Raw genomic sequence first — 12,744 nt, 5'->3', positions numbered from 1 at the left:
CCCTAATGGGCCCGACGTGGCGCGGCTCACGCGTCTCACGAACCGGCACCGGCCCTCAGTAGGCGCACTCCGGGCGCGCGCCTACCCCTCCAGCAGCCGCTGTCCCACGTACTCGCCCTTCCCCGCGCCGCCCGGCACCGCGAAGAGCCCGCTCGCCTCGTGCCGGATGAACTCCGACAGGGCGTCCCCCCGGTCGAGCTTGCGCTGCACCGGCACGAAGCCGCGCATCGGGTCCGCCTGCCAGCAGACGAAGAGCAGCCCCGCGTCCGGCTCGCCCTTGTCGTCGAAGCCGTCGTGGTACGAGAACGGGCGGCGCAGCATCGCGGCGCCCCCGTTCTGGTCGGGGCGGGTGATGCGGGCGTGCGCGTTGGCCGCGATGACGACCTTGCCGTCCGGGCCGGTCCTGTCGAGCTTCGGCTCGGTCGTCTCCGTGCCGCCGGTCAGCGGCGAGCCGTCCGACTTGTGCCGGCCGATCACCGCCTCCTGCGCCTTCGTGCCGAGCTTCTCCCAGTCGTCGAGGAGCATCCGGATGCGGCGTACGACGACGTAGGAACCGCCCGCCATCCAGGAAGGGTCGCCGTTCGGGGGCACGAAGATCCGCTCGTCGAAGTCCTTCTCCGAAGGCTTCGGGTTGTTCGTGCCGTCGACCTGGCCCATCAGGTTGCGGGTCGTCATCGGCCGCGCGGTGGCGCCCGGTGAACGGTTGAAGCCGTTCATCTGCCAGCGCACCCGCGCGGTCCCCGACGCCTCCTGCTGGACGGCGCGCAGGGCGTGGAACGCGACGAGCGGGTCGTTCGCGCCGATCTGCACCCACAGGTCGCCGTTGCTGCGCGCCTTGTCCAGATGGTCGGAGGAGAAGTCGGGCAGCGGATCCAACGCGGCCGGACGCTGCTTCTCCAGACCCGTACGGGAGAAGAAGGACGCGCCGAACCCGAACGTGACCGACAGCGAGGACGGACCCGCGTCCCGGGCGACCGCCGTGTCCCGGCCGTCGGCGGCCTCGCCCGCCATCAGCCGCTCGGCCGTGGCCGACCAGCGGCGCAGCAGGGCCGCCGCCTCCTTGCGGCCCGCTCCGGCCGTCAGGTCGAAGGCGATCAGATGGCCGCGGGACTGCAGAGGCGTGGTGATGCCGGGCTGATGTTTCCCGTGAAACATCACCTGATCGGAGCCCAGGGAGGCCAGCTCGGCCTGCGAGCCGGCGGCGGCCGTGGCCTCCGCGTCGTCCGAGGGGGCCGCCGCGTACCCGACGGCGCCGCCCGCCACGCCGAGCGCGAGGCCCGTCGCGCCGGCGGTGCCGATCAGCTGCCGCCTGGAAATCCCGTTGTCCGCCATGGTGGTTGTTCCGTTCAGCCGATCTGCGCGTTCTTCTTCACGGTGATCTGGTCGATGTCGGAGGTCCGCACCGTCACCGCGATCTTCCATGTGCCTGCCATCGGGACCTGCACGCCGTTCGCACTCCAGTGTCCGGTGGCGATGTGGTCCGGGGCGACGGGCAGCGGGCCGACGTCCTTGGCCTCGTTGGTGAGGGAGACCTTCACCTCGGGGACGTCGAAGGCGCTGCCGTTGGGCCGCTTCACGTACAGGTGCATGGTGTTGCTGCCGGTACGGCCGGGGTCGAGGTCCAGCTGCACGGTGCCCTTGCCGTCCGTGCTGCCCGTGTCGAAGGGGATCTTGAGCTGGAGCGGGCCCGAGCGCTGCGCGGCCGCCGCGGACGTGGCCTTGGCGGCCTCCTCCTCGGTGCGGCCCGGCTCGGTCGTGGTGAGGAACGTCGTGACGCCCAGCAGGACGACGGCGATGCCCGCCTCGGTGAGCACCGAGCGACGCAGGCCGGAGCGGTGCGGGTCGGCGTCGCGGATGCGCTTCTCGCGGGCGTTGTCCATGGCGGCCCGCTGGCGCGCCAGCTGGGCGGAGCGCTCGGGGTCGTCACCGTCCCGCCCGGAGGCCGGCACGGTGACCGGCTTCATGGCCGCCTTCTTCTGGGGCTTCTTCGCCGTCTGCTTCGCCGTCTGCGTGGACGCCTGCTTCGTGCGCTGTTCGACGACCGCGGCGGCCGCGGCCTCCGGAGCGAGACCGCTCGCCTCGGCGGCGATCCGCCCGGTCCACCGCCGCGACACGGAGGCGACGCCCACCAGGACGGCGACCAGACCGATCTTGACGAGGAGCAGCTGCCCGTACGAGGTGCCGGTCAGCGCCGACCACGAGCCGACCTGCCGCCACGACTGGTAGGTGCCGGTGGCGGCCAGCACGACGACGCTGGTGAACGCGACGGTCGAGAACCGCCGCACGGCCGACGCGTCCACCGCGGTCGTGCGGAACAGCGCGACGAGCAGCGCCGCGAGCCCGCCGAGCCAGGCGGCGACGGCCAGCAGGTGCAGCACGTCGACGGGCATGGCGATGCCCGCCTGGATGCCGGTCGAGGCGTGCTCGGCCATGGCCCACGTGGCGGCGATGCCGAGGGCGACGACGGTGCCGCCGATGGCGAGCCCGAAGGTGAGGTCCTTCTTCTCGGCAGCCTGACCGGGCCCCTCACGCTTCACGTACGCCCCGAAGAGCACCGCGATGAACAGCGCGGCGGCGGCGAGCAGCAGCAGCCGGGAGACCAGGGCCGCACCGGTCTTGGTGTTCAGTACGTCGCCGAGCTTGCCCATGTCGAAGGCGTCCGCGAGCTTCCCGGAGCCTGTGTAGGGGGCGCGCAGGAGCAGCAGGGCCAGGGTGGAGGCGGCGAGCGTGACCCAGCCGCCCGTCACGAGCCGCTGCACGGGCTGCGCCCCGGCGCCCCGCGGCCAGCAGCCGAGGACGAACGCGGCGCCGCCGACGAGGAGGATGAACCCGGCGTACGACAGGTAGCGCGCGAGGTCGTAGAGCGCGCCGACCAGGCCGCCGCCGGCCTCCTGGTCGGGCAGCGCGACCTTCGTGTCGGAGGGCGCGCCGATGGAGAACGTGTAGGCGCCGGCGACCGGGTGGCTGTCGGCGGAGACGACTTGGTAGGCGACGGTGAAGGTGCCGTCGGGCAGGCCCGCGCGCAGCTTCACGCCGTACGTGTTGGAGCCCAGGTCGGTCGTCTTGTCGGTGTCGACGCGCTTGCCGGACGGGTCGAGCACCCGCACGGAGCCGTCCGACATGGCGACCTTCTCCGAGAAGGTGAGTTTGACCTGGTCGGGGGCCCGTTCGACCACCGCTCCCTGCTTCGGGTCGCTGCCGGTCAGCGCGGCGTGCGCGGACGACGGCGCGGCGCCGGCGAAGAAGACGCCGGTCGCGGCGATGAGCACCAGAAGGAGCCGCCACAGACGCGGAGCGGTCCCGGTCCGGGCGGCCGGCCCGGAGTGGGGGGCGTGCGCGGTGCGGAGGGCGTGCCTGGAGCGGGGAGCGATGGTCTGCATCAACGGTCCGTCCCTCAGTGCGACTTGTGCGAGGCGTTTGAGCCGTGCGAGGCGGTGGCGTCGCCGTGCTGCTTCGGGTTGTACGTCGCTTCCTTGACCGGCATCTCGACGGTGATCGGGTCCGACTTTTGGAAGTGCAGCGTCAGGGCGACCTTCTCGCCCTTCTTCGGCTTGTGGTCGAGCTTCTCGAACATGACGTGGTTGCCGCCGCTCACGAACGAGAGCTCGCCGTTCGCGGGCACGGCGAAGGACTTCTCCTCCTTCATCGCGCCGCCCTTGGTGCTGTGCAGCGTGACGGATCCCGCGATGTCACTGGTGGCGGAGGTGAGCTTGTCGGCGCCGCCGTCGTTCGTCAGCGTGAAGAAGCCCGCCGCCATGCCGGCCATGGTGGGCTCGGGGACGTAAGCCCCGCTGACCTTGAGGTCGGGCTTCTTCGCGGTGTCCCCGGAGCCGGAGCCGGAGCCCGAGTCGTCGTTGCAGCCGGCGAGGGCGAGGACGGCGGTCAGTGCCAGGGCCCCGCCGGTCAGCGCGCGGTGCCTGGTGGTGCGGTGGTTCACGGAGTCTGTCCCTTGAGGAGCTTGGGGAGGTCCTTGGTGTAGTCGCCGGCGGTGGCGTCCTCTCCGTAGAGGACGTATCCCGCGTCGTTCTTCGGCGAGAAGGCGAGGACCTGCGTGCCGTGCATCGAGACGATCTTGCCGTTCTTGTCCTTCTTGGACGGCTCGATGCTGATGGCGAGCTGGCGTGCGCCGGCCTGGATGGTGGCGAAGTCACCCGTCAGACCGACGAAGTCGGCGTCCACGCCCTTGAGCCACTTGCCGAGCTCGGCGGGGGTGTCGCGCTCGGGGTCGGTGGTGACGAAGACGACCTTGAGCTTGTCCTGGTCGGCCTTGGGCAGCGCCTTCTTGGCGACCGCGATGTTGTTCATCGTCAGCGGGCAGACGTCGGGGCAGTGCGTGTAGCCGAAGTAGATGAGCGTCGGCTTGCCCTTCGTCTCCTCGCGCAGGTCGTACTTCTTGCCGTGCGTGTCGGTGAGGACGAGGTTCGGCTTCTTGTACGGCTTGTCCAGGACCGTGGCGGCCTTGCCGGAGTCGGTCTCCACGGAGACCTCGGCGACCGGCTTCTTGTTGTCGTCACCGCCGCCGCAGGCGGTCAGGGTGAGGGCGGCCACGGCCAGCAGGGCAGCGGCGGCGAGCTTCTTGTTCGTGCTCTTGGTGCGCATACGAAAATGTCCCAGATGTGAGGGGGCCGGGGTGCGCCGGGGCGGCTGTGGGCCGCGTCGGCGCACCCCGAGGGGCTCAGCCGGCGGCTCAGCTCGTGGCGCGGCGACGGTTCGCGAGCACGCCGAACGCGCCACCCGCGACACCGATGACGATGCCGACGATGCCGAGCACGCGCGCGGTGGTGTCACTGCTGTCGGAGGAGTCCGACGACGCGTTCTCGGTCTTGCCGCCCTTGTCGTCCGCCTTGGCGGTGTCGGCGGCGGCGCCGTGTCCGTCGGACGCGGCGGTCAGCGCGAGGGCGGGCGCCGGGTGCTCCGGCTCCTCCTGGCCCTTCTGCTGCGGCTCGATCCAGCGGACGACCTCCTTGTTGTCGTACGTCTGGACGGCCTTGAAGACCAGTTCGTCGGCGTCCTCGGGGAGCTGGCCCAGGGAGACCGGGAACTTCTGGAAGGTGCCGGGCTGGATGCCCTTGCCGTCGGCGGTCCACGTGACCTTGGAGACGGCCTCGTCGATCTTCTCGCCGTGGATCTCCAGCGGCTTGTCGAGCTTGGTCTTGGTGACCTTCGCGGTCCAGCCGGGGACGGGCGTCGTCATGACGGAGGCGAGCGGGTGCTCGCTCGGGAAGGAGACCTCGAGCTTGTTGGTCGAGGCGTCGTCCATCTCGTTCGGAACCTTGAAGTTGACCGTGGCGTAACCGCCCTTGGCGGCCTGGCCCTCCGGCGAGACGCTGACGTGCGCGAACGCGGGCGCCGAGAGAACGAGAACGGCGGAGGCGGCGACGGTGCCTGCGGCGGCGATACGGGACATCTTCATGACAGGAACACTCCACTTTCGTCAGTGGTGACCGGGCAGGGCGCGCGAAGGGCACCGTGCCGGGTACGGGATGCGTAGTACGGGATACGGGGATCATGCGTGCGGCCGCGGGAGGCACGCTCGCGTGCGCGCCGAGCGACCCCTCCGTACTGCGCTGTGGAGTGTGTCGCTCAGGCGGCGAGTTCGACGTCGCGGGCGCCGGCCGGGGGACCGCGCCTGATCACCGCGTCCTCGAGCGCGACCGTGCGCGGCTTCGCGGGGACGAGCAGCGCGGTGCGGGGAGCGGGCGGCCCGGTCGTCTCGGGTGCGCCGGGCAGACCCGCCCGGAGGGCGCGTACGAGAGTGAGCGCCGAGCGCAGGGAACGTACGAGCGCCCCTTCGGCCACCCCGTGCGCCCCGTCGGCGAGCCGGACGAGGCGGAGCAGCGCGAGGTCGCCGCGCCGGAGCAGCCACCCCGCGGCGAGGGCCGCGAGGACGTGCGCGATGAGCATCGGCAGGGACGGCACGAGTCCCATGCCGCCCATCGACCCCATGCCTCCGCCCGGCGTACCGGCCGTCATCGAGTCCAGTGCCGAGTCCGCGGCCGCGGCGGCGGAGCTGCCGTGCTGGTGCCCCGCGGAACCGCCCGCGCCGGCCCCGGCCGCTCCGGAACCCCCCGCTCCGCCGGGGCCGAGCCCGGCGGTGGTGAGGATCCGGTGGGCCTGCGCCGGAGTGATCGTCGCGGCGCCCGCCCCGCAGACCAGGCGCGCGGCCCGCTCCACCAGGGAGGCGTCACCGCCCGCGGCGGACGTCACCGCCGTGCCGTGCTGGCCGAGCCCGAACAGTGCGTGCAGGCCCAGCTGTCCGGCCGCGAGCAGAGCGGCGATGCCGGGCAGCGAGCGGGCCCGCCCGGCGAGCGGCAGTGCGACGGCGAAGACGGCGAGGAAGCCCACGCCCAGCGTCCACAGCGGGACGGTGGCGCAGGAGGCGAGCACATGGCCCCCGGCGGACAGCGCGACGCAGACCGCGGCGAACGTCGCGGCCCTCAACAGCCGGAAATCGGCTCCGTCGCGCGGCTGGCGCTGGTGGGGGGCAGTCATGGCCGGGCCATCATCGCACTGGGCCCACCCCGTGCACACGGCAGGTCCGGAAGGTCCCGTTCCAGGTGATAGGTGGGGCATGGACGGGGAACAGACGGGGCATGTCGGGCCGCCCTCGCCCCGGCGTCCTACACCGAGTGGCGGGTGGCGCGCGTCCGCCGTATGGGCGGCATCACGTCCATCGCGCGCTTATTCGGGTGCGCGGGCGGCAATACGTATCGGTATGTCGAGCCGCAGCCAGGAGGCTGGAGCATGAGCATGTGGTGGTCTCTCCATTTGCGGCGCGAAGCCGCGAGCGTCCCGCTCGCCCGCCGCCTGCTGATCGGCACGATGGAGACCGCGGGCGTCGACCCGGACGTCTCCTACGACCTGTCGGTCGCCCTCAGCGAGGCGTGCGCGAACGCCGTCGAGCACGGGGGCCCGGGCGCCCCCGGGAGTACGCCGGGCGGATACCGGGTCACCGCCTACCTCGACGGCGAGAAGTGCCGCATCGAGGTGACCGACTCCGGGCCCGGTTTCCCCGGTACGCCACGGGGCTGTCCGGCGCCGCGGCCCGCCGCCACGGAGACGGACGAGCACGGCCGGGGCCTCGGCCTGATCGAGGAGCTCGCCGACCACGTCCACCTCGGCAACACGCCGGGCAGGGGCGGCGGAGCGGTGATCAGCTTCGACAAGATGCTCAAGTGGCGCGAGGACGCGCCGCTGATGATGCCGCTGCTCACGGCGTAGGCGTCACGTGCTTCGAGGAGTCCGCTCCGGGGAGTGACCCGCGCGCATCGCATGCCTCAGGAGGCCGGCGGCAGTGTCCGCAGCAGTGCCTCCAGTGCCGCCCCGTACGCGTGCTCCGTCGGCGTCGAGTAGCCGACGACGAGCCCGTCCCCGGCGGGCATCGTCGCCCGGGGGTGACGGAACGCCGCGAGTCCGTCCAGGGCGACCCCCTGCCAGGCCGCCGCCTTGACCGCGGACGCCTCCGTCCCCGGCGGCAGCCGCAGCACCGCGTGCAGGCCCGCCGCGATACCGGTGGCCGTGATGTGCGGGGCCCGCTCGGCGAGGGCGGTGACGAGCCGGTCGCGGCGGTGCCGGTAGCGCTGCCGCATCCGGCGGATGTGCCGGTCGTACTGTCCGGAGGCGATGAACTCGGCGAGCGTGAGCTGATCGAGGACGCCCGCCCACGCCTCCCGCTCCCCCTTGGCCGCGAGGACGCCCGCCACGAGGTGCTCGGGCAGGACCATCCAGCCGATGCGCACCGCGGGGGACAGGCTCTTGCTGACCGAGCCGAGGTAGACGACCCGTTCGGGGTCCAGGCCCTGCACGGCGCCGACCGGTTCGCGGTCGTAACGGAACTCCCCGTCGTAGTCGTCCTCGAGGACGAGGCCGCCACCGGTACGCGCCCAGTCGACGATCGCCGCGCGCCGGGCGGGGTGCAGCGGGCCGCCGGTCGGGAACTGGTGGGCGGGCGTGAGCAGAACGCCACGCACGCGTGGAGCCTGTTTCCCGGTCGTCGCCGCCGCTCTCCCGGTCAACTCCGCCACGCGCGTGCCCTGTTCGTCCAGACCCAACGGCACCGTCCGTACGCCCGAGTCCTCCAGGATCTCGCGGTGGAATCCGAGGCCGTACGACTCCACGGCGAACGGGCCGCGCAGCGCACCGCCGCCCGCCCCGCGCGCGCCCGCGAAGAGCAGCCGCAGCGCGTGCGCGACCCCCGAGCAGACCACGACGCGTTCGGGGTCGGCGCGCACTCCGCGCGCCCGCGTCAGATAGTCGGCGAGCGCCGTGCGCAGCTCGACGCGGCCGCGCGGGTCGCCGGGTCCGAAGGCGTCGCCCGGCGCGGCGTTCAGGGCGCGCCGGGCGGCCGTGAGCCAGGCCGTGCGGGGGAAGGAGGAGGCGTCCGGCTGGCCCTGGCGCAGGTTGTACGCGGGTGCCGCGGGGCGCGTGGGGGCGGGTTTCGGCTGCCGCGGGCGCTTGGGCGGCTTCGCGCGCTCCGCCACGCGCGTTCCCGACCCCTGGCGCGCCGTCAGCCAGCCCTCGGCGACCAGTTCGGCGTAGGCGTCGGCGACCGTGTTGCGCGCCAGGCCGAGGTCGGCGGCGAGTGAACGGTAGGGCGGCAGACGGGTGCCGGGGGCGAGCCTGCCCTCGCGTACGGCATCCCGCAGCGCGCGCGTGAGAACGGCCCGGCGGCTGCCCGGACCTGACAGGTCGACATGCAGGTCACTGCCGATGCGCTCCGCCAAATTGACCCATGAATCCGGCATGAGAATGCACCCTACTGGAGGTCTTTCACACGCCTAGATTCATAGTCATGACGAACACCACGAACACCACTCAGACCGCCACCGCAACCTCCGCCCCCGCCCCCCGCCTCAACTTCGCCCAGGCCGCCCCCAAGGCCTTCAAGGCCCTCATCGGCTTCGACGCCACCGCCCGCGACGGCCTCGACCCGGCGCTCGTGGAGCTCATCCAGATCCGCGCCTCGCTCCTCAACGGCTGCGCGTACTGCCTCCACATGCACACCTCCGACGCCCGCAAGGCAGGCGAGGACGAGGCGCGGCTGCACATGATCGGTGTGTGGCGCGAAGCCCGTAACTTCTTCACGGAGAAGGAGCAGGCCGCCCTCGCCCTGACCGAGTCGGTCACTCTCGTGGCGCAGGGCGGCGTCCCGGACGATGTCTACATAGAGGCCACTCGGCACTTCGACGAGTCCGAACTCGCCCGGGTCCTCGCCCTGATCTTCACGATCAACACCTGGAACCGCATCGCTCTGAGCACCGCGAAGGTCGCGGTAGAGGACGAGCGGGTCGCGCACTGAAAGGGCCGGTCCCCCTCCGGGGGACCGGCCCTTCCGCCGTACAGCCGTGGATGCTCAGCCCTTGAGCCGCGCCATCCACGCCTCGACGTCGTCGGACGTACGCGGCAGCGCGGCTGACAGGTTCTTGTTGCCGTCGGCCGTCACGAGGATGTCGTCCTCGATCCGGACGCCGATGCCGCGGTACTCCTCGGGCACGGTGAGGTCGTCCGCCTGGAAGTACAGGCCGGGCTCGACCGTCAGGCACATGCCGGGCTCCAGCGTGCCGTCCACGTACGTCTCGGTGCGCGCGACGGCGCAGTCGTGGACGTCCATGCCGAGCATGTGACCGGTGCCGTGCAGCGTCCAGCGGCGCTGCAGACCCAGCTCGAGGACGCGCTCGACGGGGCCCTCGACGAGGCCCCACTCGACCAGCTTCTCGGCGAGCACGCGCTGCGACGCGTCGTGGAAGTCCCGGAACTTGGCGCCGGGCCTCACCGCCGCGATGCCGGCCTCCTGCGCCTCGTATACGGCGTCGTAGATCTTCTTCTGCAGCGCGTCGAAGCGGCCGTTGATCGGCAGCGTGCGCGTGACGTCCGCGGTGTAGTACGAGTGCGTCTCCACGCCCGCGTCGAGCAGGAGCAGCTCGCCGGAGCGGACGGCGCCGTCGTTGCGCACCCAGTGCAGGGTGGTGGCGTGCGGGCCCGCGGCGCAGATCGAGCCGTAGCCGATGTCGTTGCCCTCGACGCGGGCGCGCAGGAAGAACGTTCCCTCGATGTAGCGCTCGCTGGTGGCCTCGGCCTTGTCGAGGACCTTCACGACGTCCTCGAAGCCGCGGACGGTGGAGTCGACGGCCTTCTGGAGCTCGCCGATCTCGAAGTCGTCCTTGACCAGGCGGGCCTCGGAGAGGAAGACCCGCAGCTCCTCGTCGCGCTCGGCGGTGACCTTGTCGGTCAGGGCCGCCTCGATGCCGGCGTCGTAGCCGCGCACGACACGGACGGGGCCGGTGGCCTCGCGCAGCTTGCCGGCCAGCTCGCGCACGTCGGACGCGGGGATGCCGTAGAGCCGCTCGGCCTCGGTGAGGGAGTGGCGGCGGCCGACCCAGAGCTCGCCCTGGCCGTCCAGCCAGAACTCGCCGTTCTCGCGGTCGGAGCGCGGCAGCAGGTAGATCGTGGCCTTGTGCCCGTCGGAGACCGGCTCCATGACGAGGACGCCGTCCTCGGTCTGGTTGCCGGTGAGGTAGGCGTACTCGACGGAGGCGCGGAAGGCGTACTCGGTGTCGTTCGAGCGGGTCTTGAGGTTCCCGGCGGGGATCACCAGACGCTCGCCCGGGAAGCGCGCGGAGAGCGCGGCGCGGCGGGCGGCGGTGTTGTCGGCCTGCGCGACCGGCTGCAGGTCGTGCAGCTCCGTGTCGGCCCAGCCGGACTTCATGTTCTCGGCAAGCTCGTCGGAAACGCCCGGGTACAGGCCGTTCTTGCGCTGCTTGATCGGCTCTTCTTCGGTCTCTTCCGGGGTCGCCGGGTTGAGCGCCTCCGACACGATCTGCCTCCTATGTACGACACTGGGCCACCCTCCATCGTACGGGCGTACGGAAGGGGTCCCAGGGCCGGAAGGCCACTTACACAGCGTGCCCGGAGTCTCACCCGGAAGCCCGCCACGCGCGCGTGCCCACGCGCGGTCACTCGAAGCGTGCCGCCAGGAGCACGACGTCCTCGTCGCTGTCCACGGCGTCGAGCCCGTCGGGCAGGACGGTGTGCAGCACGTGGTCGGCGATCGCCCCGGGGTCGTCCCTGATGCTCTTGGGGACGCTCGCCGCCGCCGCGTGCAGCCGCGCGAAGGCCCGGTTCATCGGGTCGCCGGTGCGGTGCAGGAGACCGTCGGTGTAGAGAAGCACCGTTTCTCCGGGCTCCGGAGAGAACTCCACGCTCGGCGCCTCCCAGCAGGCGAGCATGCCGAGCGGCGCGGACAGGGAGGTCTCCACGTACTCCGTGCGCCGCTCCCCGATGATCAGTGGCGGGCTGTGCCCGGCGCCGGCGAGGACGATCTTGCGCTGGGCGGGCTCGCAGTATGCGAAGAGTGCCGTCGCCGACCGCGCGGGCTCGGTCAGCCGCAGCAGCAGCTCCAGGTCGGAGAGGACGGCCACGGGGTCCTCGCCCTCCATCACCGCGTACGCCCGCAGGGAGGCGCGCAGGCGGCCCATCGCGGCCACGGCGCTGGGGCCCGACCCGGTGACGGAGCCGACCGCGAGGCCGAGTGCCGCGTCGGGCAGCGGCAGCGCGTCGTGCCAGTCGCCGCCGCCGCGCGGCCCGGTGCGGTGCCGGGCGGCGAGCCGCACTCCGGCGACCCGCGGCAGCCGCGAGGGCATGAGCTCCTCGCGGAGCGTGGCCTCGGTCGTGCGGGCGCGGTCCAGGACGAGCAGCTGCGCCACGTGCTCGGAGGCCTGGCGTGCGTAGAGCCCCACGAGGTGGCGTCGGCGCTCGTCGGGCTCCGCGGGTTCGTCGTACAGCCAGACGGCGGCGCCGAGCCGGCCTGCCGTCCCGGTGGCCAGGGGCAGTGCGTAGCTCGCGGCGTAGCCGAGGACGGCGGCGACCTCGCGGTGGCGGGGGTCGAGGCTCTCGTCGGCGAGGAGGTCGGGCTGCGCGATCTCGTCCGGCACGGTGCCGGGTCTGCCCTCGGCGGCGTCCAGGATCCTGCCGTACGAGGTGGCGCGGCGCGGCACCGTCTCGATGTGCCCGAGGTCGGCGCGGCCGAGTCCCAGGCCGATCGTGGTCTCGGGGCCGAGGCCGTCGGCCGGTTCGATGACGGCGAGGCCGCGCCGGGCGCCCACGAGGGCCGCTCCGGCGCGCAGGAGCTCGCGCAGCGCCTCGTCGAGGGTGGCCGTGCGGGCGAGGCGCTCGGTGAGTTCGTGCAGGGTGGTGAGGTCGGAGACCCAGCCCGCGAGCCGGTCCTGGATCACGGCGCCGGGTGCGCCGGCGGCGGGAGTGCCCTCCGGGCGTGCCGCGGCGGGTGTGGTCTGCGCGGTGGGCGCGACAGTGTGTGCCGGTGGCGGAACTGTGGAATCGATTCCGGCCACTTTCGGAAGGTGCGGGGCGTTCATGGCTGACGGCTTTCCGGCCGGTGCGTAATGCTCAAAAGCATCGCAAACCCCCATGTCGTTATGCGCCGCTAGCAATGTCTCCAGATGTACACGCACTGGTGAGGGGATGTCCAGCATTGCCCTGCCGGGATTCATGGTGTTCGGGGGAGTTCGGTGAACTGTAAAAGATCTTGGAAAGATGGCTGAAAATAGCGCCGGGTTGGGGCATATTAGGATCGACTGAGGTTGCTCGGTAAAGCGTTGCAGTGGTCGCGCTGGGTACGTACTCAGTGATGGCCAGGGGCAGTTGGGATCGATCCGGAACCTGTCGAAGGACCCGGGCGTCCTAACTCACGACGACCGTGCCCCATCCTCCCGTGGCGGAGGCGGCAAG

Annotated in this window: 11 protein-coding genes; 2 read left to right on the top strand and 9 right to left on the bottom strand. The window is 72.1% G+C overall.

The window, feature by feature from the left end:
• Positions 1 to 81: 81 nt before the first annotated feature.
• The 6 genes from efeB to AC07DO_RS11760 all read right to left on the bottom strand — a co-directional run bounded on the left by efeB (position 82) and on the right by AC07DO_RS11760 (position 6,492).
• Complete coding sequence (efeB, locus tag AC07DO_RS11785) at positions 82 to 1,332, bottom strand: iron uptake transporter deferrochelatase/peroxidase subunit (protein ID WP_479058842.1); 1,251 nt, start codon at positions 1,330 to 1,332, stop codon at positions 82 to 84.
• A gap of 14 nt (positions 1,333 to 1,346) precedes the next feature.
• On the bottom strand, positions 1,347 to 3,380 hold the full coding sequence (locus tag AC07DO_RS11780; protein WP_479058841.1) for a copper resistance CopC/CopD family protein: 2,034 nt from the start codon (positions 3,378 to 3,380) through the stop codon (positions 1,347 to 1,349).
• 14 nt (positions 3,381 to 3,394) lie between these two features.
• Positions 3,395 to 3,937 (bottom strand): copper chaperone PCu(A)C, encoded by a 543-nt coding sequence (locus AC07DO_RS11775; RefSeq protein WP_479058839.1) that lies wholly within the window; start codon positions 3,935 to 3,937, stop codon positions 3,395 to 3,397.
• Positions 3,934 to 4,599 carry an SCO family protein gene (locus AC07DO_RS11770; protein ID WP_479058837.1) on the bottom strand — a complete coding sequence of 222 codons (666 nt, stop codon included), beginning with the start codon at positions 4,597 to 4,599 and terminating at the stop codon, positions 3,934 to 3,936. Before AC07DO_RS11770 ends, AC07DO_RS11775 begins: the two co-directional genes overlap by 4 nt.
• Positions 4,600 to 4,687: 88 nt before the next feature.
• Positions 4,688 to 5,413, bottom strand: coding sequence for a YcnI family copper-binding membrane protein (locus AC07DO_RS11765; protein ID WP_479058835.1), 726 nt, complete (start codon positions 5,411 to 5,413; stop codon positions 4,688 to 4,690).
• A gap of 170 nt (positions 5,414 to 5,583) precedes the next feature.
• Positions 5,584 to 6,492 (bottom strand): hypothetical protein, encoded by a 909-nt coding sequence (locus AC07DO_RS11760; RefSeq protein ID WP_479058833.1) that lies wholly within the window; start codon positions 6,490 to 6,492, stop codon positions 5,584 to 5,586.
• A 252-nt stretch (positions 6,493 to 6,744) separates the two neighbouring features.
• On the opposite strand from AC07DO_RS11760, the gene AC07DO_RS11755 reads away from it, so the two are divergent.
• Positions 6,745 to 7,221 (top strand): ATP-binding protein, encoded by a 477-nt coding sequence (locus AC07DO_RS11755; RefSeq protein ID WP_479058832.1) that lies wholly within the window; start codon positions 6,745 to 6,747, stop codon positions 7,219 to 7,221.
• 56 nt (positions 7,222 to 7,277) lie between these two features.
• Here AC07DO_RS11755 and pdxR read toward each other — a convergent pair whose 3' ends face one another.
• Positions 7,278 to 8,744, bottom strand: a complete 1,467-nt coding sequence (gene pdxR, locus AC07DO_RS11750; protein ID WP_479058830.1) for a MocR-like pyridoxine biosynthesis transcription factor PdxR — start codon at positions 8,742 to 8,744, stop codon at positions 7,278 to 7,280.
• A 47-nt stretch (positions 8,745 to 8,791) separates the two neighbouring features.
• On the opposite strand from pdxR, the gene AC07DO_RS11745 reads away from it, so the two are divergent.
• Positions 8,792 to 9,298 (top strand): carboxymuconolactone decarboxylase family protein, encoded by a 507-nt coding sequence (locus tag AC07DO_RS11745; protein WP_479058828.1) that lies wholly within the window; start codon positions 8,792 to 8,794, stop codon positions 9,296 to 9,298.
• A gap of 54 nt (positions 9,299 to 9,352) precedes the next feature.
• On the opposite strand, the gene AC07DO_RS11740 is transcribed toward AC07DO_RS11745, so the two are convergent.
• Positions 9,353 to 10,813, bottom strand: coding sequence for an aminopeptidase P family protein (locus AC07DO_RS11740; protein WP_479058826.1), 1,461 nt, complete (start codon positions 10,811 to 10,813; stop codon positions 9,353 to 9,355).
• Between the two features lie 139 nt (positions 10,814 to 10,952).
• Positions 10,953 to 12,488, bottom strand: a complete 1,536-nt coding sequence (locus AC07DO_RS11735; protein ID WP_479058825.1) for a PP2C family protein-serine/threonine phosphatase — start codon at positions 12,486 to 12,488, stop codon at positions 10,953 to 10,955.
• Positions 12,489 to 12,744: the final 256 nt, after the last annotated feature.

It is taken from the genome of Streptomyces sp. NPDC045678 (genome assembly GCF_056432085.1).
This window is presented reverse-complemented; position numbering and strand designations above follow the sequence as displayed.

Excerpts from the sequence above, each read along its gene's own strand:
- AC07DO_RS11770 (WP_479058837.1), bottom strand. The coding sequence starts at position 4,599 with ATGCGCACCAAGAGCACGAACAAGAAGCTCGCCGCCGCTGCCCTGCTG.
- AC07DO_RS11745 (WP_479058828.1), top strand. The coding sequence starts at position 8,792 with ATGACGAACACCACGAACACCACTCAGACCGCCACCGCAACCTCCGCC.
- AC07DO_RS11735 (WP_479058825.1), bottom strand. The coding sequence starts at position 12,488 with ATGCTGGACATCCCCTCACCAGTGCGTGTACATCTGGAGACATTGCTA.
- efeB (WP_479058842.1), bottom strand. The coding sequence starts at position 1,332 with ATGGCGGACAACGGGATTTCCAGGCGGCAGCTGATCGGCACCGCCGGC.
- pdxR (WP_479058830.1), bottom strand. The coding sequence starts at position 8,744 with ATGCCGGATTCATGGGTCAATTTGGCGGAGCGCATCGGCAGTGACCTG.
- AC07DO_RS11760 (WP_479058833.1), bottom strand. The coding sequence starts at position 6,492 with ATGACTGCCCCCCACCAGCGCCAGCCGCGCGACGGAGCCGATTTCCGG.
- AC07DO_RS11765 (WP_479058835.1), bottom strand. The coding sequence starts at position 5,413 with ATGAAGATGTCCCGTATCGCCGCCGCAGGCACCGTCGCCGCCTCCGCC.
- AC07DO_RS11755 (WP_479058832.1), top strand. The coding sequence starts at position 6,745 with ATGAGCATGTGGTGGTCTCTCCATTTGCGGCGCGAAGCCGCGAGCGTC.
- AC07DO_RS11780 (WP_479058841.1), bottom strand. The coding sequence starts at position 3,380 with ATGCAGACCATCGCTCCCCGCTCCAGGCACGCCCTCCGCACCGCGCAC.